Origin of the sequence: Williamsia phyllosphaerae, from assembly GCF_014635305.1 — a bacterium.
GTDB classification, from domain to species: Bacteria; Actinomycetota; Actinomycetes; order Mycobacteriales; family Mycobacteriaceae; genus Williamsia_A; species Williamsia_A phyllosphaerae.
On sequence record NZ_BMCS01000001.1, the window covers coordinates 695,890 to 716,747 of the forward strand.

Here is a 20,858-nt window from a genome sequence, read left to right on the forward strand (position 1 = left end):
CGTTTTGCGCTTGCCCGGGCGAACGGGATTGGATGAACAGCGTGTCCACCGCCTCGTCAGTCCCCACCGAACGGACCGCCGCCGTCTCCGCCGGCCGCGGTCGGTGGTGGGGCGTGGCCGCCGCGATCTTCGCCATCGCCTGGGGTGGCAACGAGTTCACCCCTCTTCTGGTCATGTACAAGAACAGCCACGGCCTGTCCGGTCCGGTCGTCGACGCCCTGCTCTTCGCCTACGTCGTCGGCATCGTCCCGGCGTTGATGATCGGCGGTCCGCTGTCCGACCGGTTCGGCCGCGCGCCGCTGATGCGTCCGGCGCCGGTCATCGCCGCACTCGGGTCGATCATCCTGGCGGTCGGCGCCGATCACGTGTCGCTGCTGGTCATCGGCCGTATCTGCAGTGGTGTCGCGCTCGGGCTCGCCATGGCGGTCGGCAGCAGCTGGATCAAGGAGCTGTCCGGCCCGCCGTTCGAGGCGGCCGGGTCGGCGACGCGTGGTGCCCGCCGCGCCGCGATGAGCCTCACCGCCGGATTCGGCATCGGGGCCGCCGCCGCGGGTGTCCTCGCGCAGTGGGCACCGATCCCCGACTCCCTGGCCTACCTCGTCAACGTCGCCCTCTGCGCGATCGGCGCGATCTGGGTGATGCGACCACCGGAGACGGTGAACCCCAGCACCGCGCCACGCTCGCTGCGTGAGGACCTCACCATCACCGCCGCCGGCCATCGTCGGTTCATCCGCGTCGTCATCCCGGTCGCCCCGTGGGTGTTCGGTGCTGCCGCGGCCGCCTACGCGGTTCTCCCCACCCTCATGGCCCAGAAGGTCGGCGATCTGCAGATCGCCTACGCCGCGTTGGTCACCCTGGTCACGTTGAGCGCGGGGTTCGGTGTCCAGTCGGTCGCCCGACGCATCGACCGCCCCGACCGGGCGCGCAGCTCGGTCACCGCCCTCGTGCTGTTGATCGCCGGGATGGCCATGGGCGCCTGGGCGTCGACCGTGCTCAACCCGTGGCTCACCCTCGTCACCGGTGCCGTTCTCGGCTGCGGCTACGGCATGGCGCTCGTGGCGGGACTCGCCGAGGTCGGTCGCATCGCCGAACCGGCCGACCTGGCCGGTCTGACCGCGGTCTTCTACTCGCTGACCTACCTCGGCTTCGCCGCCCCGGTGGTCCTCGCGCTCGTGCACGACGCGGTACCCGCGCTCACCTACCCGGTGTTGTTCGGGTTCGGCGTGGTGCTGGCCATCGCGTCGCTGGTGGCGGTGCTGACCCAGTACCGGGTCAGTGAGACGGCCGACGAACCGGTTAGGACAGGATGAGCCGGTGACGGCGATCCTCTACTTCTTCACCCTCGACGACGACGGGCACTATCTGCCGTCCACCTACGCCCTCGGACGGTGGGCGCCGGACATGCTCAACGGTCCCGCGGTGTGCGCGGCGGTCGCCCGGTCCCTCGAGATCGACTTCGGGCTCGACGACTTCGTGCCGGCCCGCATCACGATCGACCTCTTCAAGGCCGCGCGCAATGCACCCCTTCAGGTGCGCACACGCGAGGTCCGGTCCGGGCGTCGCATCCACATCAGCGAGGCCGACGTCTGCCAGGGCGACACGGTGGTCGCGCAGGCGACACTGGTGCAGCTCCGTCGGGCGGCCGCGCCGCCCGGACAGGAATGGCACTCGCAGCACCCGTTCGATCCGCCGGAGTCCGAGGGGCACCGACGGTGGTACGGCAGCACCGACGCCGGCTGGACCCAGACCATGGGCGATCATCAGAACGGCAGCCGAAAGCAGCTGTGGGCGAAGAGCATCCCTGCAGTCCTCGATGTCGAGAACACGCCGTTCGTACAGCTCGTGATGGCCGCCGAGGCGACCAGTCTGGTCACCAACTGGGGCTCCGACGGGATCGGCTACATCAACTGCGATCTCACCGTTGCCATCTCGCGGTTGCCCGCGGGTGAACGGATCGGCCTCACCGCCGACACCCACATCACCTCCGACGGGATCGCGATCGGCACCGCGACCCTGTTCGATCACCTGGGCCCACTCGGCACCGGCATGGTGACCGCGCTGAGCAACGCCGCCGCGCAGATCGATTTCAGCGGGCACTAGAAGCACCACAGAGCAGACCGACGACACCGGGAGCGCGACATGGAGAACATCGACATCGGCAACGGCGTCACCCTCGGGGTGGAACGCGCCGGGTCCGGCCCGGCGGTGCTGCTGGTCGGCGGTCTGGGGCAACCCGCAGGCGTGTGGGAGTTCACCGGCGTGAGCGGCGCACTGGTCGACGCCGGCTTCGAGGTCATCTCCTACAGCGCCCGCGGTGTCGCGCCGTCGTCCGCTCCGGAGCCGCCCTACACGGTCGACGATCTGGCCTTCGACGCCCAATGCCTCCTGCAGACACTGGGTCTCGAGGACACCATCGTCGTCGCGTACTCCATGGGCTGTTACACGACGCAGGCCCTCGTGCGCAGGCAGCCGGGGATCGTGCGTGCGGCGGTACTGCTCGCCGGGTTGCAGCCGTCTCCGATCGGGGAACTGGTCGGACGCATGGAACTCGGCCTGCTCGACAAGTACGGCGAGATCCCCGCCGACGTCATGGTCTTCGAGCAGTTGATGACCACGCTGCAGCCCGCACTGCTGCAGGACCCCGCCTCGGTGGTCGGATGGGAGCAGGTGCTGGGCGCGAGCTCGGAGGTCTGGACGAACGACGCGGGTATGAGAGGTCAACTGCAGGCGTCGTATTCGTGGATCACCGCGAACGAACCACTACCCGAACACCTCGAGGCCTTCGACCCACCCGCCCTGGTGCTGGCGTTCGAGCACGACCTGTTCTTCCCGCCGCAAGGCTGCCGCGCCGCGGCGTCGAAGATGCCGAACGCCGAGTACGCGCAGATCGACGGAGTCGCCCACGGCGGTCTGTTCGCCGGTCAGACCGACACGGTCGCCCGGATCACCGCCTTCTGCCGCGACCACCGCTGATCGGCGGTCCTCACGGCTCGATCGCGACGCCGTCCCACTCGTGGTCGTGCATGAACGCCTCGGCGAGGCCGACGCGGTACTTGAAACACATGCGGGCGATGTCGATGTAGGCGACGACCATCATGAACGCCGGCAACCGATCGCGCCGGTTGGTGATGACGTCGTCGTACGCACGGAAGTCACGGACGAACTCGCGCATGGTGCGGCCGTTGCGCGACGCCTTCGTCCAGCCGTAGAGGCCCATGCCGAACCCGATCATCTTGCGGGTACCCGGATCCGGGGTGATCAACTCCGTCGCCTCACCGGTGAACGCCCTGTCGACGCGGTTGTGTGGCTCGAACAGCATGATGCCGCTGGTGCCGCGCGGATTGCACTCGATGGTGAACAGGTTCCCCTCGGAGTCCTCGATGAAGTCGAAGCCGACCTGACCGGTGAAGTTCAGCTGCTTCACGAATGAGGTGATCCAGTCGAGTATCCCGGCGTGCTCGATCGCGTCGAAAGCGATGCAGGAGCGGCCGTCGATCGCGTATCCGACGGGATACAGGGTGTGGGCCAACACTTCTCCGTCGCGGCACACCGAGTAGGAGCAGTAGGGCGTGCCCTTCATCCACTCCTGCGCGATCCAGGGATTCGTGGGCGAGAACTCGATGTCGGTGGGCAGGTCACCCGGGGTGACCTTGTAGACCTTCTGCGACCCGCGGGAGTAGCACTCCTTGAGGGCGAAGGGGGTGTCGAAGTCGAGAGCCTCGAGGTCGTCCTGGCTGCGAACCTGCGCGAACTTGAGGGTCGGGATGCCGCGCTCGGCGAGCACCCGCTGGAACTCGAACTTGTTGTGCAGGTTGTTCTCCACCTCGAAGTCGGAGAGGAACAGCTCGCAGGTGTCGGGGAAATCGGCGCGCAGCATCGCGATGATGTCGGTTTCCTCGTGGACCGGGATGAGGAGATCGATCTCGCGCTCGGTGACGATCCGCGCCAGTTCGCGGCAATACGCGCGCGGTTCGAACGTGGGTGACGGGACCTTCACGAAGGCCGAGGTCGCGTTGGAGAACCGGGACACGGGAAGACCGATGCTGTCGACCACGGTGACGTCGTGGCCGGCCGCGGACATCAGCCGTGCGAGATCAAGGGTGAGAAACGACCGGGCAAACGTGATCAGGACACGTTTGCTCCCTGGGGCTGACATGGGACTCCATTACTCTCACACCGAGATCAAGGACAGAATCTCAACATGGTAGCTTAACCAACGGTCAGGCACGGTTTCACCGGATCAGCCTGCGCGCGGCCCCATTCGGGGCGCGAACCGGTCGCGGAGGTGTCCACGTGTTCGTCATAGGCATCGTGTTCGCCTCGCTCGCCGCCCTGGGCTACGGCCTCTCGTCCGTTTTGCGTGCTCTCGGCGCACGCCGTGCCGCGGTCACCGCCCGCGACGCCGGTGGCGCACCGGGCACCACCGCGGCCGGCGGCCCGTCGATCCAGTCGACCGCGGCCACCCTGCGCGACCCGGCTTTCCTGGTCGGCACCGCGCTCGTCGTGCTCGGGTTCGGCGGCGGCGCCATCGCGGCGCGCTTCCTCCCCCTGTTCCTGTCGCAGACCATCGTCTCGGCCAACCTCATCGTCACCGCGCTGCTCGGCACCGCGGTGCTCGGCATCCGGCTACACACCCGCGACTGGATCGCGATCAGCGCGGTCATCGCCTCGCTGTGCATGCTCGGCTTCTCCTCCGCGCGCCACCCGACCGAGGGTGCGGAGTCCTTCGCGTTCCACTGGGGGCTGTTCGGGGCGACGGTCGCCATCGCCGCCGCCGCGGTCTACGCCATCTACCGACTCGGACCGCGCGGGTCGATCATCGGCGGCGCCGCGGCCGGCCTGCTGTTCGGCATCATCGCCATCGCCGTGCGCATCCTGGGCGGTATCGACCCGTTCGATCCCGTCACTTTGCTCACCGATCCGGCCGCGTGGACGATCGCCATCGCCGGCGCGATCGGCTTCTACGTCCACACCGTCGCCCTGCAGTTGGGCGCGGTCAACGGCGTGACCGCCGTACTGGTCGTCGGCGAGACCGCCGCCCCCGGGATCATCGGGGTGCTGTTCCTCGGTGACGAGGCCGAGCCGGGTCTCGGCTGGCTCGCCATCGTCGGGTTCATCGGCGCCGTCATCGGTGCCATCGCGGTCGCGTACTACGGGTCCAGCGAGGCCGACCACTTCGGGGAGGCGCCACCGACCGAGGGAGGGTGGCGCCGCCGCCCGAAGCAGCGCACGGACTCGGCCCAGGCCGGCCCGTCGGCCTAGGTCCGACTCACCCGCCGAGGATCGACCGCATCCGCGCGATCTCGGACTGCTGGGCCGCGACGATGTCGGTGGCCAGCGCCTTCGAGTCCCTATCGGTGCCGTCGGCCAGCTCGGTCCGCGCCATCGCGATCGCCCCGGTGTGGTGCTCGATCATCATCGACAGCCACTTGCGGTCGAATTCGGGACCGGCCAGACCTGCGAGCCCCGCCATGTCGGAGGCGCTCATCATCCCGGCCATCGATCCTTCGCTGTGGTCCATCGCGCTGTGGTCCATCGCGCTGTGGTCTCCGGACGAGTCGTCGGGCACCGTCTCACCCCAGGAACGCAGCCGTCCGACGAGCTCGTCGATCTCCGGGCCCTGTCCGGCGGCGATCTGCGTGGCGAGCTGTCCGACCCGCGGGTCGGACGACCGGGTGGGCGCCAGTTCCGCCATCTCCACGGCCTGACGGTGGTGCGGGATCATGTCGCGCGAGAAGGTCACGTCAGCGGCGTTGTGGACGGTCGCGGCGGACGAAGCCGCCGAGGTGGGTGTGGCGGTGGTGGTGCCGTCGGTCGCGCAGGCGGTCGCCGACATCACGGCGGCAGCGGCGAAAACCACGCCCGCGACACGCAGGCGGCAGGGACGGGCAACGGTTGTGGTGACACGAGGAAACATCAGAACTCCTGTGGGGTGATCGTTCTCGTCGTACGACGAGCTGAAGGGGATCGTGGTGGCACGATCTCCTCAGCGACGGATCACCGACAGTTCCAGATGGTCGGGGATGGCCCACGGGGGTGATCGGCCCAGCCGCTCGCCGCGCCGGGCCAGTCGGATCACGGCGGCGATGGCGAGCGGCGCGGTGGCGAGGACCAGCCCGACCGCGACCGTCAGGAACACCGCGTCGGCGCGGACGAAGACACAGGCGTGATCACCCATCAGGCAGTCGGCGGACGCCGCTGCGTGCTCGGTCGCCGAGCCCATCGCGGCCGACATCGTCGCGCTGTGCACCGCGTGCGGATCCGGCGATGCGGTCGCGGTCACCGACCCGCCGGACAGGCAGGCGACCATCACGATGTGCATCACCGCGACCGAGAGCGCGAGCAGGCCCGACACCGCGGCGTTGGGCCGCGGTTGTCGATATCGGCCGGTGATCACGCGGCCGAGGATACCCCCGTGGCGTATGTCGACTCGGGCTCGGCGCCCTTCCTGCCGCGTCTGCGCAGGTACAGGTACTGCACCGCGATGACGGCCGCCGCCAGCCCCCAGCCGGCGATGATGTCGAACACGTAGTGCTCACCGGTGTAGACGAGCGTGAACGCCATGACGACCGCGTAACCGAGGAACAGCGTTCGCCCCAGCGCGCGGACGCGCGGCCACATGAACAATGCGAGCAGCATGGTCAGGCCCGCGTGCAGCGACGGGATGGCGGCAACCAGGTTGGCCTTGGACTGCCCCACCGAGATCAGGGTCGAGGCGGCGCGGATGTCGAGCACCTCCCAGCCGCGGGCCGAGATGCGCTCCACGTACGGCTGCGCGCCGGGATGGGTGGTGGTGACCGGTCCGAGGAGTCCACCGGAGGCGTCCGGGATCTCGGTGTACATGCAGTCGGGGTCGCGCGGGTGGTCGGCGACCTGCTCGGCCGAACAGCGTGCGGCGGCCCACGGCGGAGCCCCGGGGACCAGCGTGTAGACGACGAGCGCGAGGAACGTCGTGGCCACGAAGGCGACGGCGTAGCGGCGCCAGGCCGAGCGGTCCCTGAGCCACAGCACGCCGGCCACCACGTAGGGCACGACGAAGTACGAGATGTAGACGACGCTGGTGAAGACCTCCCACCAGGGCGGTGAGGCCATCTTGATGTGGCCCTGCAGCCACACCGTGGGGTTGACCCCGAACAGGGCGTGGTCGGCGTCGACGGCGAGGTGCCAGTGCGTGGGCATCCCCATCCACTGGGCGACGTTGCGGGTGAGGTCGTAGAGCATCAGGATCCCGACGAACGGCAGCCAGTCGACGAGGACGGTGATGACCTGTCGGCGACCGATGCTCGCGGCGGCCAGCCCCAGGCACATCCAGAGGATCAGCCGGGTGCGGTCGAACGCCAGGCCGACCTCGATGAACTGCCAGACGAGGACGGCGAGCCACACGGTCAGGGCGAGGTACCGCCACATCCGGAGGTTGCGCAGCAGCGAGCGGCTGCCCTGATGGTCGTCGGTCGGCGACTCCGGTACGTCGACCGCGGCTGATCCGTCCGGCGTGGATGCCGTCCCCCCGGACGACCGGTCGGCCTCGGAAATCGTCACGCAACACCCTTCACCGCGAAAGCCGGTTGTCCACTTTTGTTAAACCATAGTTTGTCCGACGTTCGGCGCCCCGTCATTTCGAGGGCCGTGGCTACGATCGGTTGATGGCCGTCACCCTCGTCGACCGCGCCGCAGGTGGCGTGAGCCGCCTCTTCCGGACCCACCCGACCCACGACGTCCCCGACGGGTCGATGGTCGATCTTCCCGGCCGCGGGAAGACGTTTGTCACCGACTCCGACCCCACCGGGACCAAGCCGCCCATCGTCCTGCTGCATGCGGTCGTGACGACAGGTCTGCTGTCCTGGTACTCGGTGATCCCGGCGCTGAGCGAGTCGTTCCGGGTGATCACCATGGACCAGCGGTGGCACGGCAGGGGGATCCGATCCCACCACTTCCGTCTGACCGACTGCGCCGACGACGTCGTCGCACTGGCCGATGTCCTGGGCATCGAGAAGTTTCTCGTCGGCGGGTTCTCGATGGGCGGCGGCACCTCGCAGCTCACCTGGCGCGCACATCCCGACCGCGTGCGCGGCTTGGTCCTGGCCTCGACCGGCCCCTACTTCGGGACCTCGACGACCGGCCGCCTCGCCATCGACCGGTTGGTCAACGTGGTCGCCACCAAGTTCACCGCCCCGGTGCGATCGCTGCGCGGACACGTGCTCGACGAGCGCGGGTTGTCCGACGGGGCCTGGGCTCTCCGGCAGGTGCGGTCGACGCGGTTGTCGCACATCAGCGAGATCGGCTACGAGCTCGGCAGGTTCGACTCACGCCCGTGGTTGCGGGAGATCGATGTCCCCACCGCGGTCTGTGTCACCACACGCGATCGCGTCATACCGATCGCGCGACAGCAACTCCTGGTCGACGGGATCCCCGGCGCCCGGCGTTTCGACGTCGCCGCGGGTCACGCCTGCTGCGTCCTGGAGGCCGACGTGTTCAACCCGGAGTTCGTCGCGGCGTGCACCTGGGTCGATGAGGCTGCGCGCGGCACCACTTCCTGACCACCCGGCCCGCTCGACGGGTTGTTTCGGCACGCTCGACGGGTTGTTTCGGCCCGCTCGGCGCCCTCAGGCGTCGCAGGCCTCAAGCAACGCCTTGATGTCGTCCTCGATGGCGCGCATCAGCGGCCACGCGTCGGGCATCTGCTCCTTGCAGGCGATGGCGCCGATGTTGAGCTGTCCGTCGCACGAGAAGACGGTGATGTTGAGTCCCATCCCGTGCATCACCGGACCGAGCGGGAACAGCCCCTTGATGCGGGACCCGAGGAAGTACAGCGGGAAGGCCGGGCCGGGCACATTGGAGATGATCACGTTGACCACGGCCGGATGTCGTTCGGCGAGATCGTAGTTCGCGTAGACGCGCATCGCGGCGTTGAGTGTGTTCGGCGGGATCAGCTGCGCCCACCCGCGCAGCAGGCTGGCGTCGAGCGATTTGTGGTGCGACTTCGCCCTGGTCGACGATTCCCGCACCGCGTCGATGCGCTCGACCGCGTCGTCGAGATCGGTGGGCAGCCGCATCATCATCGCGGTGACCTTGTTGGTGCCCTGCACCACCAGCTTGTCGTCGTCGCCCTCGTCGTGGGTCGAGACCGGGACGGCGGCGATGAGGCCGCGGTCGGGCAGATCGTCGGTGTCGGCCAGATACTTTCGCAGTCCACCCGCGCAGACCGCCATCACCACGTCGTTGAGCTTGACGTCGAAGTGACTCTTGATCCGCTTGACGTCATCCAACGACACCTGCGTGAACGCGATGGAACGATGCGGGGTGATGGTGCCGTTGAAGGCGACACGGGGAGCGCTGAACGGCGTGGGCATCGCCTCGTCGTTACGGGACCTGTTGAACCACTGGAACGGGACCGCCACCGTCTGCGGCAGCAACCGGGCGACCGAGATCGGCCTGCGGATGGTGAAGTTGACCAGGCCGTCGGCCACCAGCCCCGCGAACGAGGAGCCGCCCGCGGACTTGCCGATCATCTGCTCGTCGAGCTCGGGATTCTCCGGGGTCAGCGAGCACAGCTGGTTGAGCAGGTCGGCCGCCGAGACTCCGTCGACGGACGCGTGGTGCATGCGCAGCATGATCGCGACGTTGTCGTCGGCGCGCCCTTCGATGACCCAGATCTCCCACAGGGGCTTGCTGCGATCGAGGGGGACACCGGCGATGTGCGAGCAGAACTCGGCCAGCTCGGCGTCACTGCCCGGCGACGGGAGCGCCACCCGGTGCACGTGACGCTCGATGTCGAAGGACCGGTCCTCGATCCAGACCGGATGGTCGATGTTGAGGAACGAGTCGTGCAGCTTGCGACGGAACGTCGGCATGGCCGTGATCCGCCTGCTCATCTCCGTGCGCAGTCGCTCGAAGGAGTAGCCCCCGATCATGGTGCTGGGGTCGATCTCGATGATCCCGACGACCTGCATCAGCATCGACCGTGACTCCAGGTACAGGAACGACGCGTCCAGACCACTCAACCGCTCCATAGTGCTGCCCTCTCCCGCGACTGTGCTTCCACTCTGGACTACTCCTATCGTGGACGGCATGCGATTGGGAGCACACGTACGCGAAGACGCCGATCCGATCGGGACCGCCGAGGCGATGGGGGCGGATCTGCTGCAGATGTTCGTCACCGATCCACAGGACCGGAAGATGCCCAAGCCCGCACCGCACCCCGACGCCGAGCGCATCCGTTCCTCGCCGATCGACGTCGTCGTGCACTCGTCGTACATCATCAACGTCGCGAGCCTGAACAACCGGCTGCGGATGCCGTCGCGCAAGGCGGTCGAACAGCAGGCCGCCGCGGCGGCGGAGATCGGCGCCTTCGGCCTGGTCGTCCACGGCGGACATCTCGGCGACGGTGACGACGACGCCCAGGGCTTCGAGAACTGGGCGAAACTCTTCGAGCGGCAGGCCGACAAGGGCGGCTTCGGCGTCCCGATCCTCATCGAGAACACCGCGGGCGGCGACCACGCGATGGCCCGCACCCTCGAGTCCATCGAACGTCTCTGGGACGCCGTCGGCGGATTCGATCAGGCCGGCTTCTGCCTCGACACGTGCCACGCCTGGGCGGGCGGCGAGGATCTCGTCGGGCTGGTCGAACGCATCAAGAACATCACCGGCCGAATCGACCTGATTCATCTGAACAATTCACGCGACGAATTCGATTCGGGGCGCGACCGGCACGCAAATCTCGAATCGGGACACATCGACGCCGACGTGCTCGTGGAGATCGTGCGGGCCGTTGGGGCGCCGGTGATCCTCGAGACCCCGTCCGAGGGCGTGGCCGATGACCTGGCATATCTCCGCTCAGCGCTCTCCTGAGCGGTGGCCGACGAGCCCAGGTCACAGTCACCTCCCGCTATGGCGCACATCTCCGAATCGTGAGTTGTTCCGAGGCGGATCCGAAGGTATATTCGGCTTTATTACTGGCGAGTAACTTACTGGAACAACGGCGTGCCCGGGGTTTCGCGTGTGGTCCTCGCTGAAGCAGCCTCGATCCCAGCCCCGCAACAAAGGAACGCCATCATGGGCCATTACAAGAGCAATCTGCGCGACCTGCAGTTCAACCTCTTCGAGCTGTTCCAGCTCGACAAGGTCCTGGAGAGCGGCGACTTCGGCGATCTCGATCACGAGACCGCTGTGGACATGCTCAAGGAGGTGCGCACCCTCGCCGAGGGGCCCATCGCCGAGTCGTTCACCGATTCCGATCGCAACCCGCCCGTCTTCGACCCCGACGAGCACTCCGTCACCCTCCCCGAGCCCTTCAAGAAGTCCTACAAGGCCTTCATGGACGCGGGTTGGGACAAGGTCGGCATCGCCGAGGAGCTCGGCGGCATGCCCGCCCCGCGGTCGCTGTTCTGGGCGATCAGCGAGATGGTCCTCGGCGCCAACCCCGCGCTGTTCATGTACGGCGCCGGCACCGGCTTCGCCGAGATCTTCTGGCGCAACGGCACCGACGAGCAGAAGAAGTGGGCGCAGATCTGTGCCGAGCGCGGCTGGGGCGCCACCATGGTGCTCACCGAGCCCGACGCCGGATCCGACGTCGGCGCGGCCCGCACCAAGGCAGTCCAGCAGGACGACGGCACCTGGCACATCGACGGCGTGAAGCGCTTCATCACCTCCGCCGACCAGGACATGACCGAGAACATCTTCCACCTGGTTCTCGCGCGCCCCGAGGGTGCCCGCGCGGGCACCAAGGGCCTGTCGCTGTTCTTCCTCCCCAAGTTCCACTTCGACCACGAGACCGGCGAGCTGGGCGAGCGCAACGGCGTCTTCGTCACCAACGTCGAACACAAGATGGGTCTGAAGGTCTCGGCCACCTGTGAGGTCACCTTCGGCCAGCACGGCATCCCGGCCAAGGGCTGGCTCGTCGGCGAGGTCCACGACGGCATCGCGCAGATGTTCGACGTCATCGAGCACGCCCGGATGATGGTGGGCACCAAGGCCATCGCCACCCTGTCGGCCGGTTACCTGCAGGCCCTGGACTACGCCAAGCTGCGTATCCAGGGTGCCGACATGACCCAGATGACCGACAAGACCGCACCGCGCGTGTCGATCACCCACCACCCCGACGTACGTCGCGCACTGCTCACGCAGAAGGCGTACGCCGAGGGCCTGCGTGCGGTGTACCTGTTCACCGCGTCGCACCAGGACGAGGCCGCGGCGAAGATCGTCTCCGGCGCCGACAAGGACCTCGCGTTCCGCGTCAACGACCTGCTGCTCCCGATCGTCAAGGGCGTCGGCTCCGAGCGCGCCTACAGCGTCCTCACCGAGTCGCTGCAGACGCTCGGCGGGTCCGGCTTCCTGCAGGACTACCCGATCGAGCAGTACATCCGCGACGCCAAGATCGACTCGCTGTACGAGGGCACCACCGCGATCCAGGCGCAGGACTTCTTCTTCCGAAAGATCATCCGCGACAAGGGCCAGGCCCTGGCCCACATCGCAGGCCAGATCAGCTCGTTCATCGACTCCGAGGCGGGCAACGGTCGCCTCAAGGCCGAGCGCGCGCTGCTCAAGACCGCCCTCGACGACGTCCAGGGCATGGCCGCGACGCTGACCGGCTTCCTCATGGGAGCCCAGGAGGACTCGACCCAGCTCTACAAGGTCGGCCTCGGTTCGGTCCGCTTCCTGCTCTCGGTCGGCGACCTGGTCATCGGCTGGCTCCTGCTCCGTCAGGCCGAGGTCGCACTCGCGGCTCTCGACGCCGGCGCCGAGGGCACCGACAAGCCGTTCTACGAGGGCAAGATCGCGGTCGCGTCGTTCTTCGCGAAGAACATGCTCCCGCAGCTGACCTCCACCAAGGCCATCATCGACAACATCGACAACGATCCGATGGAGCTCGACGAAGCCGCGTTCTGATCTGAACCGGAACACGAAGCGGGCCCGGTCATCACGACCGGGCCCGCTTTCGTCTGCCTGGCTCTGCCAACGCGCTCCCACCGTTCAGACGCGCGCCAACCTGGGCGCGCGTGTGAACGGGCGACGCGCGTTCATGCTGTGTCGGCGGCGAGGTACTCGCGGACGAAATCCTCGAACGATCTCGGTGCTCGCCCGGTGACCCGCTCGACGGTATTGGTGACGCGGTTCTCCGACCCGTCGCGGATGTCGAGGTCGAGTCCCGCCAGGATCGGGGCGTATTCGGCGGGCAGACCGTGCTCGACGTGCAGCGCGGCGAGCTCGTCGACCGTGACCGACCGGTGGGTGACCGGCGTGCCCGTGACTCGCGTGATCACCTCCGCGGCGTCCGTGTAGGTCAGAGTCTGTGGGCCGGTCAGGACGTGCGCACCCACGTGCGGAGTCGGGTCGAGCAGTGCGCGGACACCGACCGCGGCGATGTCGCGCGCGTCGACGAAGGCCACCGGGCCGTCGCCGGTCGACGTGACGATCTCGCCCCGGCGCACGCCGTCGGCGAGGGCCGACTCACCGACGAAGTTCTGCATGAACCACGACGGCCGCAGCACCGTCCACTCCGGCACCAATTGCTGAGCCAGCGTGTGGATCGCGCCGAGACCCGGATCGCCGGCGGACACCGCTGACGCGCTCTGCACGACCACTCGCCGCACTCCTGCGTCATGTGCGGCGTGCAGGAACGGTTCGACGACCACGGCCGGATCGGCAGCGCCGGCGGGCGCGATCAGATACACCGCCGACGTCCCGGTCAGCGCGGACGCCCAGGTGTCGGCGTCGAACCAGTCGAATCGGATCTGCCCTGCCGATCGCGGGCTTCGTGTCGCCCGTCGGGCGCTCACCCCCTCCTCGGCGAGCAGCGCCGACACCGAACTGCCCACGGTCCCGGTCGAACCGAGCACCAGAACGGCGCTCACGCCTGCCCGCCCGCGAGCTGGGCGTCCGCACCCACGATGTCGACGACCGCCGCCGGATTCCAGTAGTCGCGGTAGCGGACTATCGCGTCGTCACGGACGGTGATCACCGCGACGTAGACCACTCGATAGGGTCGGTCGGTCGCGACGACCACGCCGTCCGCGGTGAACTCGACGATGACCACCTCGGGATCGGTGGTCACGTGCACGGTGCGGTCCAGGGAACGGATGTCGAGGATCGACGCGTAGTCGTCGAGGTAGTCGTGCAGTGCGAGGTGTCCCCGCACCGCACGTGTCGCATCGCCCGTCGCCAGCGGGAACTCCATCACCCCGTCCGGGGCGAACATCTCGACGAACGCGTGCATGTCGTGGTCGACGAGAAGGTCAAGGGTCCGATCGATGACGTCAACGGCTCGCATCAGTTACCTCCTGTTGGACGGAACGGTATCGTCCCGACCACGTTAACAGAACGGAACCGTCTCGTCCGTTGCTACGATTCGACGATGATCCGACGCAGTCCCAGCGGAGCCGCCGTCCTGAACGCCGACACCACGGAATCGATCAACCGCGCAGCGATCGAGATGCTGGCCGAGGTCGGCATCGGACGACTCTCGATGGAAGCCGTGGCCAAGCGCGCGGGGGTCGGAAAGAGCGCCCTGTATCGGCGATGGCCCTCGAAGACCGCGATGACGATCGCGGTGCTGTCGGAGTTCAGCGTCGAGCTCGCCGCCACGCCGGACACCGGGTCACTCCGTGCAGACATCCGTGAATCGGTTGAGGCGCTTCGACTCTGGCTCGATCATCCGCTCTTCTCGCGGATCCTCCCCGACCTCGTGGCCGAGTCCGGCCGCGATCCCGAACTCGCCGAACTCCACACGAGGATGATCGGGGTCCCCCGACGAGAACGCGCCGCCGCGATCTTCGCCCGCGCCCGCGAACGCGGCGAGGTCGCCGACGACGCCGACATCGAACTCGCAATGGATCTCCTCGCCGGTCCCGTCTACTGGCGGTCGGCGGTGCGCGCACAGCGCGTGGACGGCGCCTACCTGGACGCGGTGACCGATGCGATCGTGACACTTGTGGCGTCCCCCGAATCCTGACGGTGACGCGCACGCACGCACCGTCGGGTGATGTTCACTCGCAGGCAGAAAAGCGACAATTCAGATACTCCGTTAGCATCGGCAACGTGATTGCCACCCGCTATTCCACGACCGACGGCCGAGGACGCGCCGTGGCCGTGTCGGTGGAACCTCGGTGCGTGACGGTCGAGATCGACGGCGAGCTCGCTGAGATCGCTCGGGTCTCCGGCGACGCCGAACGCCCGGGCGTCCCGATCGGCACACGTGAGAGCGCCGAGTTGAGCCTCATCGCGGACGGGCGGCCGTGTCCACTGACGCTGGGACGGGGCCGCCTGAGCCGCCGTTCCTACCGCGCCCGGTTCGAACTCGACGGGCACACTTACACGTTCGTCCCGGTGTCCGAGGTGGAGAACGCGCTGCGTCGAGGTCGGACCACCCTGGCGCGGTTCCTCGTCGCCGACGACGGTCGCGTGGAGACCTTCGAGGTCGACCGCGAGACCGCGAACTCCCTCGAGACGGCGGCGGGGGTGGCCCTCGCGACCGCCTTCGGGTGCGGCGCGCGCCACGGACTCGAGGCCCTGATCGACGTGGTCACCGGCGGTGTCGCGTGAGAGACCGGCTCATCGATCGCCGGCCGTGATCAGGCCGACCTCGTAGGACAGGACCACCGCCTGGACCCGGTCGCGGAGGTCGAGCTTCATCAGGATCCGACTCACGTGCGTCTTGACGGTCAGCTCGGACACGACGAGGCGCCCGGCGATCTCGGCGTTCGAGAGCCCTCGCGCCACCAGGATCAGCACCTCGCGCTCCCGTGGGGTCAGCATGTCCAGCTCGTCGGGAAACTCTCGCGCCTTGCGCACCGGAGTTGGGCGGGTGAAGTGCTCGAGGAGTCGGCGGGTGGTGCTCGGTGCCACCACCGCATCACCGGAATGCACGTGCGCGATCGCCGAAACCAGGTCTGTCAGCGATGAGTCCTTGAGGAGAAACCCACTCGCGCCCGCCTGCAGCGCAGAGTAGGCGTATTCGTCGTCGTCGAACGTCGTCAGGATCAGGACCCGTGGGCCGCCGCCGGCGCAGATCCGTCGCGTGGCCTCGATTCCGTCTATGGTGGGCATCCGCACATCCATGAGGACGACGTCCGCGTCCACCCGCTCCAGCAGGTCGAGCGCCTCGACACCATCACCCGCCTCGCCGACGACCTCGATGCCGGGTTGCGATCCGAGAGTCATCCGAAAGCCGGTACGGATCAGCTCCTGATCGTCGACCAGGACCACGCGAATCGTCATCTCTCGTCCCCGATCGGCAAGCTCACCACCACCTCGAACCCTCCGACATCGCGGGTGCCGGCGCGCATCGTGCCGCCGTGGACGCGCACTCTCTCGCGCATACCGAGCAGGCCGTGTCCGGTGCCGGTCGCCGCTCCTGAAATCGAGGCGGCAGAGGTGTTCTCGTCCACTTCGGACGCGGCGGCCACGCGACCTCCGTCGTCGGTGACCCGGATCTCCAGCTCGTCGTCGAAGCGCAGGACGACATCCACCCGTGTCACGGCCGGGCCGGCATGCTTGCGCACGTTGGTCAGCGCCTCCTGCACGATTCGATACGCCGCGAGCTCGGTACCTGCCGGTAACGTGCGGACGGCTCCGGCGGTCGCGAGATGGACGGCGACGCCCGGCAGCGACACCGAATCTACGAGTTCGGAGAGCCGCGCCAAGTTCGGTTGCGGCACATCCGAACCCGGCTCGTCGTCTCTGAGCACACCGAGCATCCGTCGCATGTCGGCCAGGGCGTCACGGCCGGTCTTACCGAGATCGCGCAGTGCTCGTTCGGCGGCGGCCGGATCTGTACGCACAGCGTGCGACGCGCCGTCGGCCAACACGACCACGACGCTGAGGCTGTGCGAGACGATGTCATGGATCTCGCGCGCTATCCGGGCCCGCTCCACCTGGGTGGCGATTCGGGCCTGTTCGTCGCGGTCCCACTCCAACTCTGCGGCGCGTGACTCCAGGCCGTCGACGTAGACGCGTCGACGGCCTATCACCGATCCCCACGTCCACGCCGCCACCATGATCGCCCCGACCGTCACCATTCCGATGACCGTCGATCCGGTGGTGCCGATCCCCCATCGAGTCGTCGCGACACAGGTGATCACGATCGCGACGACCGTCGCCGCGAGCGACGTCCGACGCCCACAGTGCGCGGCCACGCCGAACACCGACAGCACCAGCATCACGTCGGCAGGAAGTGGGCCCACGTTCAGCGACAGCTGCACGAGCGCTGCCGCGACGACGCCCAGGAAACTGCCCCGCGGATGGTCGCGATGGACGACGTACGGCGCGCACAACCCGACCGCGATCAGCACTCCCGTGGCAAACGGCACACCGTCGGGGAGATACGCGCCCTGCACCGGCAGGTTGTAGACGAAGACCGCTGCGGCCACCGCACTGTCGACAGCTCTACGGTGTCGTCTCGACCACCCGCGCACCCCGACGCTGCTCATGTCCGATGTCATCGCGCCGCCGATTCTGTCAGCGGATGTCGCGGCGGTCCACCGCCGCGGCCGACGCGATGATGATCGCGGCACCGACGACCACCGCGCCGACAACGATCATGATCACCGCGCCCGCGGTGATGGTGCCGCCGTCGTCGAACGTTCCCGTCCCCAGCCGGGAGGCCCGACCGAGAACCGCGTAGGGCACCAGGGGCACCGCGAGGTCGATCCGCGCGAGAAGCAGCACCACGCCGGCACCGGCACCCACCAATGCCACCGCCACCGGCGCGGCGAACGACGTCACCGACATCGACAGACCGGACTGCAGGGCGGCCACCGGGATGGACGCGACGACGATGATCCCGCCGGCGAGAACGTAGCGAGACGGCATCATGCCGGGGAGTCCGAACATCACCTTTCCCACCACGATCACGCCCAGCAGCAGCACGACCTGCATCGCCGCCGTCAGGGCGACGATCACGGTGACCTTGCTCGTCACGACGTCACGGCTCGACACCTCCCGACCCATCAGCGCATTCCAGTTGCCGCCTCGGTGCTCGACCCGCCACACCAACGACGACAGCACGGCCACACCGACGGCCAGAGGGAACAGGCCGTGGAAGACCACTGTCCGCAGCCACAGCGTGTGCCAGCCGTCCTCGAGTCCCCCGCGTGAGAACACGGTGTTGGCGGCGCCGGTGGCGACGGCCATCATCGGCAAACCCGCGACCACCACCCAACTCGACGATCGCCGCAGCTTGATCAACTCGGCTCGCAGCGAACCCATCACCTCATACCTCCGATCGTGCAGCGCTCGTGACGAAGCAGAACGCCGCGACGCCCACCACTGCGAGTGCGAGCAGACTCAGGTGTGCCGGATGGACCGTGACAAGGGCGCCGTCGACATAGTCGGCGGGCGCTGCAAGGGAGTAGTACCCCCACGGCGTCAGGTGCGACGACCACGTCGGCAGCCCGGAACTCGACGCTGCCAGGAACACGCCCACCACACCGATTCCCATACCCACCAACTGATTCTCGATTCGGGCGGCGAGACAGATGTGGAATGCGAGCACGACCAGACCCACCACCGTGACCGACGCGGTGTACACCGCCCAGCGGCCCAGCGGCGGCGGGGAGGCGATGCCGATGACCGCCCCCAGCGCGATCACCGACGAACTGCAGATCACCGTCGCCGCGATCAGGATCAGGCCGACGGCCGCGAACTTCGCTCGCATCAGCCGCCCCTGGGCGAGGCCCGCGGCGTGCGACAGGAGCCACCCGTTTCCTTGATGCTCGATGTCGACCTGACGACTTGCCAACGCGGCCAGCAGAATGGGTGACACCAGCGGTACCGCCGTCGCCATACCCACCAGCAGCCGCGTCCACGAGTCCCCATCGGGATCGTCGAGCGAATCCACGAAATCAGGTGCGGTCAGCTCGACACAGCTCAACCCGACCACGCCGACCACCATCGCCAGGACAAGCGGGACCACGCGCAGGCGTCGCATCTTCGCGAACTCGTTGACCACCGCGCGCGTCATCACAGGCTCTGTCCCGCGGTCAGGTTCATGAAGACATCCTGAAGCGACATCGTGTCCCGGCGCACTCCGTAGACGTCGATGCCGTCTCCGACCAGACGTGACACCACCTCCGCCGTCGCCGCGCGGTCCAGACCGGATATCCGAACGGTGTGGCCATCGACCTGCGCGCGGTGCCGGCGTGCTGTCACCGCCGCCGCGCGCGCCGGTTCGGAGGTGTCCACCAGTACATCGGGAGACGATCGGTTCACCAGGTCCGCGGGCGTGCCCTGGAAGACCAGGCGCCCGCGGTCGAGAATGCCGAGAACCGTTGCGGTTCGCTCGACCTCGTCGAGCAGGTGGCTGGAGACGAGCACGGTGACACCGCGGTCGGACAACCGACGGAGCAGTTCGCGGATCTCCTCGATACCGGCCGGGTCGAGACCGTTGGTCGGCTCGTCGAGGATCAACAGACGCGGTTCGCGCGCCAGAGCGAGGGCGATACCCAATCGCTGTTTCATCCCGAGCGAGTAGTCACGCACCCGTTTGTCGAGATGCTCGCGAAGTCGCACGGTGTCGACAGCGCGGTCGATCTGGGCGTCGTCGAGATCGAGGAGCCGAGCGATCAACCGCATGTTCTCGGCACCGGTCAGATGCGGGTACGCGGGCGGGGATTCGATCAGCGAGCCGATGTCCGCGAGCAGTTCGCGACGTGTTGATCGCAGCATCGGTCGGTCGGCGATGGTTATCGATCCCGATGTCGGGCGCACCAGCGCCAGCACCATCTTCATGGTCGTCGACTTGCCGGACCCGTTGGGCCCCAGCAGTCCGTACACGCTCCCCTGGGGAACGGACAGATTCACTCCCTCGACCACCGGGTGGCCGCCATAGGACTTGGTCAGATCATGGGTCGTGATCATCTCGGTCATGACTGTCGAGCCTGCCGAACCCCACGACCGATCGAATCCGCCGCGCGGAGTATCTACCTACTCCTCGAGATGTACGCCGCACCGAGTTGAGATCCACCGCGAACGGGTGGCGGGTAGCGTTGCCGTCACGAGCCCTCTGACGACGTAGAAGCCGTTGCACCGGGACCTCCCACTGGTGAAAGGACCCTGCCCATGGCTGCCGGTTCACTCAATTTCGACCGCCGCGGTAGCGGGACCCCGTTGCTGCTGGTCCACGGTCTCGGCGCGAGCTGGGCCTCGTGGTCGCCGATCCTCGATCAGCTCGCGCAACACCGCGACGTGATCAGTATCGATCTCCCCGGGTTCGGTGACACCCCACCTCTGCCGGGTGAGGTGACGATCGCGTCGCTCACCGATGCGGTCTCCGACTTCATCGATGCCCACGGTCTCGCAGGCATCGACACCGTCGGCAGTTCGATGGGTGCGCGCATGGTGCTCGAGCTCGCGCGCCGCGGCGTCGGTGGCGACACCGTCGCGTTGGATCCCGGCGGCTTCTGGAGCCCCGGTGAACTCCGCTTCTTCAGCACCGCACTCAAGGCATCGCTGCCGCTGGTTCTCGGGTTGCAGCCGGTGATGCCCGCGCTCACCGGCAACCCGGTCGGACGCACGGCGTTGCTGACCCAGTTCTCGGCCGCGCCGTGGAAGCTGCCCGCATCGGTGGCCCTGCACGAGATGCGCAGTTTCAAGAAGGCGACGTCGCTGCGCGATGCGCTCGACGCGCTCGTCGACGGTCCACTGCAGGAGGGCGCACCCGCAGGGACCACGCCCGGTCGGGTCACCATCGGATGGGGTCGGCAGGACCGTGTCACGCTGCCCAAGCAGGCGGAACGGGCCCACGCGGCGTTCCCCGGCTCCGAACTGCACTGGTTCGATAAATGCGGCCACTTCCCAATGTGGGATCAGCCGGCCCAGACCGTGGAACTCATCCTGGGCCGGACCGGCTGATCCCGGAGTCGCGC

22 protein-coding genes are annotated in these 20,858 nt (G+C 67.8%); 10 read left to right on the forward strand and 12 right to left on the reverse strand.

Annotated elements, in window-relative coordinates:
* Positions 1 to 32: 32 nt before the first annotated feature.
* Genes IEV93_RS03275 through IEV93_RS03285 form a run of 3 tightly spaced genes read left to right on the forward strand, consistent with a single transcriptional unit; the run spans position 33 to position 2,973 of the window.
* Positions 33 to 1,310, forward strand: a complete 1,278-nt coding sequence (locus IEV93_RS03275) for an MFS transporter (RefSeq protein WP_188486880.1) — start codon at positions 33 to 35, stop codon at positions 1,308 to 1,310.
* Between the two features lie 4 nt (positions 1,311 to 1,314).
* On the forward strand, positions 1,315 to 2,100 hold the full coding sequence (locus IEV93_RS03280) for an acyl-CoA thioesterase domain-containing protein (protein ID WP_229704856.1): 786 nt from the start codon (positions 1,315 to 1,317) through the stop codon (positions 2,098 to 2,100).
* Between the two features lie 39 nt (positions 2,101 to 2,139).
* Complete coding sequence (locus IEV93_RS03285) at positions 2,140 to 2,973, forward strand: alpha/beta fold hydrolase (RefSeq protein ID WP_188486882.1); 834 nt, start codon at positions 2,140 to 2,142, stop codon at positions 2,971 to 2,973.
* Positions 2,974 to 2,983: 10 nt separating this feature from the next.
* Here the strand turns inward: IEV93_RS03285 and IEV93_RS03290 are convergent, their stop codons facing one another.
* A complete protein-coding gene (locus tag IEV93_RS03290; protein ID WP_188486884.1) occupies positions 2,984 to 4,156 on the reverse strand; it encodes an ATP-grasp domain-containing protein in 1,173 nt (390 codons plus the stop codon).
* A 137-nt stretch (positions 4,157 to 4,293) separates the two neighbouring features.
* Here IEV93_RS03290 and IEV93_RS03295 point away from each other — a divergent pair, with 137 nt between their 5' ends.
* A complete protein-coding gene (locus tag IEV93_RS03295) occupies positions 4,294 to 5,262 on the forward strand; it encodes an EamA/RhaT family transporter (protein WP_188486886.1) in 969 nt (322 codons plus the stop codon).
* 7 nt (positions 5,263 to 5,269) lie between these two features.
* On the opposite strand, the gene IEV93_RS03300 is transcribed toward IEV93_RS03295, so the two are convergent.
* From IEV93_RS03300 to IEV93_RS03310, 3 genes are all read right to left on the reverse strand, one after another.
* Entirely contained in the window at positions 5,270 to 5,917 is a 648-nt protein-coding gene (locus IEV93_RS03300; protein ID WP_188486888.1) for a DUF305 domain-containing protein, read from the reverse strand.
* 69 nt (positions 5,918 to 5,986) lie between these two features.
* On the reverse strand, positions 5,987 to 6,397 hold the full coding sequence (locus tag IEV93_RS03305; RefSeq protein ID WP_188486890.1) for a hypothetical protein: 411 nt from the start codon (positions 6,395 to 6,397) through the stop codon (positions 5,987 to 5,989).
* On the reverse strand, positions 6,394 to 7,539 hold the full coding sequence (locus IEV93_RS03310) for a phosphatase PAP2 family protein (RefSeq protein ID WP_371873786.1): 1,146 nt from the start codon (positions 7,537 to 7,539) through the stop codon (positions 6,394 to 6,396). The genes IEV93_RS03305 and IEV93_RS03310 overlap by 4 nt, the downstream gene beginning before the upstream one ends.
* 104 nt (positions 7,540 to 7,643) lie before the next feature.
* On the opposite strand from IEV93_RS03310, the gene IEV93_RS03315 reads away from it, so the two are divergent.
* Positions 7,644 to 8,537: an alpha/beta fold hydrolase gene (locus IEV93_RS03315; protein WP_188486892.1), complete on the forward strand. Its 894-nt coding sequence runs from the start codon at positions 7,644 to 7,646 to the stop codon at positions 8,535 to 8,537.
* 66 nt (positions 8,538 to 8,603) lie between these two features.
* Here the strand turns inward: IEV93_RS03315 and IEV93_RS03320 are convergent, their stop codons facing one another.
* Positions 8,604 to 10,010, reverse strand: coding sequence for a WS/DGAT/MGAT family O-acyltransferase (locus tag IEV93_RS03320; RefSeq protein ID WP_188486894.1), 1,407 nt, complete (start codon positions 10,008 to 10,010; stop codon positions 8,604 to 8,606).
* Positions 10,011 to 10,068: 58 nt separating this feature from the next.
* Here IEV93_RS03320 and IEV93_RS03325 point away from each other — a divergent pair, with 58 nt between their 5' ends.
* Together IEV93_RS03325 and IEV93_RS03330 are read left to right on the forward strand one after the other, a co-directional pair.
* Complete coding sequence (locus tag IEV93_RS03325; protein ID WP_188486896.1) at positions 10,069 to 10,848, forward strand: deoxyribonuclease IV; 780 nt, start codon at positions 10,069 to 10,071, stop codon at positions 10,846 to 10,848.
* Between the two features lie 204 nt (positions 10,849 to 11,052).
* Positions 11,053 to 12,885, forward strand: a complete 1,833-nt coding sequence (locus IEV93_RS03330) for an acyl-CoA dehydrogenase (protein ID WP_188486898.1) — start codon at positions 11,053 to 11,055, stop codon at positions 12,883 to 12,885.
* A 131-nt stretch (positions 12,886 to 13,016) separates the two neighbouring features.
* Here the strand turns inward: IEV93_RS03330 and IEV93_RS03335 are convergent, their stop codons facing one another.
* A complete protein-coding gene (locus IEV93_RS03335) occupies positions 13,017 to 13,850 on the reverse strand; it encodes an NmrA family NAD(P)-binding protein (protein ID WP_188486900.1) in 834 nt (277 codons plus the stop codon).
* Positions 13,847 to 14,266 (reverse strand): nuclear transport factor 2 family protein, encoded by a 420-nt coding sequence (locus IEV93_RS03340; protein ID WP_188486902.1) that lies wholly within the window; start codon positions 14,264 to 14,266, stop codon positions 13,847 to 13,849. The genes IEV93_RS03335 and IEV93_RS03340 overlap by 4 nt, the downstream gene beginning before the upstream one ends.
* An 84-nt stretch (positions 14,267 to 14,350) precedes the next feature.
* On the opposite strand from IEV93_RS03340, the gene IEV93_RS03345 reads away from it, so the two are divergent.
* Both IEV93_RS03345 and IEV93_RS03350 read left to right on the forward strand, forming a co-directional pair.
* Positions 14,351 to 14,947, forward strand: coding sequence for a TetR/AcrR family transcriptional regulator (locus tag IEV93_RS03345; protein WP_188486904.1), 597 nt, complete (start codon positions 14,351 to 14,353; stop codon positions 14,945 to 14,947).
* Positions 14,948 to 15,033: 86 nt separating this feature from the next.
* Positions 15,034 to 15,537, forward strand: coding sequence for a hypothetical protein (locus tag IEV93_RS03350; protein WP_188486906.1), 504 nt, complete (start codon positions 15,034 to 15,036; stop codon positions 15,535 to 15,537).
* Positions 15,538 to 15,546: 9 nt separating this feature from the next.
* Here IEV93_RS03350 and IEV93_RS03355 read toward each other — a convergent pair whose 3' ends face one another.
* The 5 genes from IEV93_RS03355 to IEV93_RS03375 are packed head-to-tail and all read right to left on the reverse strand — an operon-like array spanning position 15,547 to position 19,860.
* Positions 15,547 to 16,212: a response regulator gene (locus IEV93_RS03355; RefSeq protein ID WP_188486908.1), complete on the reverse strand. Its 666-nt coding sequence runs from the start codon at positions 16,210 to 16,212 to the stop codon at positions 15,547 to 15,549.
* Positions 16,209 to 17,423, reverse strand: coding sequence for a sensor histidine kinase (locus IEV93_RS03360; RefSeq protein ID WP_188486910.1), 1,215 nt, complete (start codon positions 17,421 to 17,423; stop codon positions 16,209 to 16,211). The genes IEV93_RS03355 and IEV93_RS03360 overlap by 4 nt, the downstream gene beginning before the upstream one ends.
* Before the next feature lie 28 nt (positions 17,424 to 17,451).
* Positions 17,452 to 18,201 (reverse strand): ABC transporter permease, encoded by a 750-nt coding sequence (locus tag IEV93_RS03365; RefSeq protein WP_188486912.1) that lies wholly within the window; start codon positions 18,199 to 18,201, stop codon positions 17,452 to 17,454.
* Positions 18,202 to 18,205: 4 nt separating this feature from the next.
* The gene (locus IEV93_RS03370) at positions 18,206 to 18,955 is read right to left on the reverse strand and encodes an ABC transporter permease (protein ID WP_229704857.1); all 750 of its coding nucleotides are present in this window, start codon (positions 18,953 to 18,955) and stop codon (positions 18,206 to 18,208) included.
* Positions 18,955 to 19,860, reverse strand: coding sequence for an ABC transporter ATP-binding protein (locus IEV93_RS03375; RefSeq protein ID WP_188486916.1), 906 nt, complete (start codon positions 19,858 to 19,860; stop codon positions 18,955 to 18,957). The genes IEV93_RS03370 and IEV93_RS03375 overlap by 1 nt, the downstream gene beginning before the upstream one ends.
* A gap of 192 nt (positions 19,861 to 20,052) precedes the next feature.
* Here IEV93_RS03375 and IEV93_RS03380 point away from each other — a divergent pair, with 192 nt between their 5' ends.
* A complete protein-coding gene (locus IEV93_RS03380) occupies positions 20,053 to 20,844 on the forward strand; it encodes an alpha/beta fold hydrolase (protein ID WP_188486918.1) in 792 nt (263 codons plus the stop codon).
* Positions 20,845 to 20,858 lie beyond the last annotated feature (14 nt).

Bases quoted from the DNA above. Each gene is read 5' to 3' on its own strand.
- IEV93_RS03355 (WP_188486908.1), bottom strand. From the start codon at position 16,212: ATGACGATTCGCGTGGTCCTGGTCGACGATCAGGAGCTGATCCGTACC.
- IEV93_RS03360 (WP_188486910.1), bottom strand. From the start codon at position 17,423: ATGAGCAGCGTCGGGGTGCGCGGGTGGTCGAGACGACACCGTAGAGCT.
- IEV93_RS03330 (WP_188486898.1), top strand. From the start codon at position 11,053: ATGGGCCATTACAAGAGCAATCTGCGCGACCTGCAGTTCAACCTCTTC.
- IEV93_RS03315 (WP_188486892.1), top strand. From the start codon at position 7,644: ATGGCCGTCACCCTCGTCGACCGCGCCGCAGGTGGCGTGAGCCGCCTC.
- IEV93_RS03340 (WP_188486902.1), bottom strand. From the start codon at position 14,266: ATGCGAGCCGTTGACGTCATCGATCGGACCCTTGACCTTCTCGTCGAC.
- IEV93_RS03325 (WP_188486896.1), top strand. From the start codon at position 10,069: ATGCGATTGGGAGCACACGTACGCGAAGACGCCGATCCGATCGGGACC.
- IEV93_RS03345 (WP_188486904.1), top strand. From the start codon at position 14,351: ATGATCCGACGCAGTCCCAGCGGAGCCGCCGTCCTGAACGCCGACACC.
- IEV93_RS03300 (WP_188486888.1), bottom strand. From the start codon at position 5,917: ATGTTTCCTCGTGTCACCACAACCGTTGCCCGTCCCTGCCGCCTGCGT.
- IEV93_RS03320 (WP_188486894.1), bottom strand. From the start codon at position 10,010: ATGGAGCGGTTGAGTGGTCTGGACGCGTCGTTCCTGTACCTGGAGTCA.
- IEV93_RS03365 (WP_188486912.1), bottom strand. From the start codon at position 18,201: ATGGGTTCGCTGCGAGCCGAGTTGATCAAGCTGCGGCGATCGTCGAGT.
- IEV93_RS03285 (WP_188486882.1), top strand. From the start codon at position 2,140: ATGGAGAACATCGACATCGGCAACGGCGTCACCCTCGGGGTGGAACGC.
- IEV93_RS03290 (WP_188486884.1), bottom strand. From the start codon at position 4,156: ATGTCAGCCCCAGGGAGCAAACGTGTCCTGATCACGTTTGCCCGGTCG.
- IEV93_RS03380 (WP_188486918.1), top strand. From the start codon at position 20,053: ATGGCTGCCGGTTCACTCAATTTCGACCGCCGCGGTAGCGGGACCCCG.
- IEV93_RS03275 (WP_188486880.1), top strand. From the start codon at position 33: ATGAACAGCGTGTCCACCGCCTCGTCAGTCCCCACCGAACGGACCGCC.
- IEV93_RS03370 (WP_229704857.1), bottom strand. From the start codon at position 18,955: ATGACGCGCGCGGTGGTCAACGAGTTCGCGAAGATGCGACGCCTGCGC.
- IEV93_RS03375 (WP_188486916.1), bottom strand. From the start codon at position 19,860: ATGACCGAGATGATCACGACCCATGATCTGACCAAGTCCTATGGCGGC.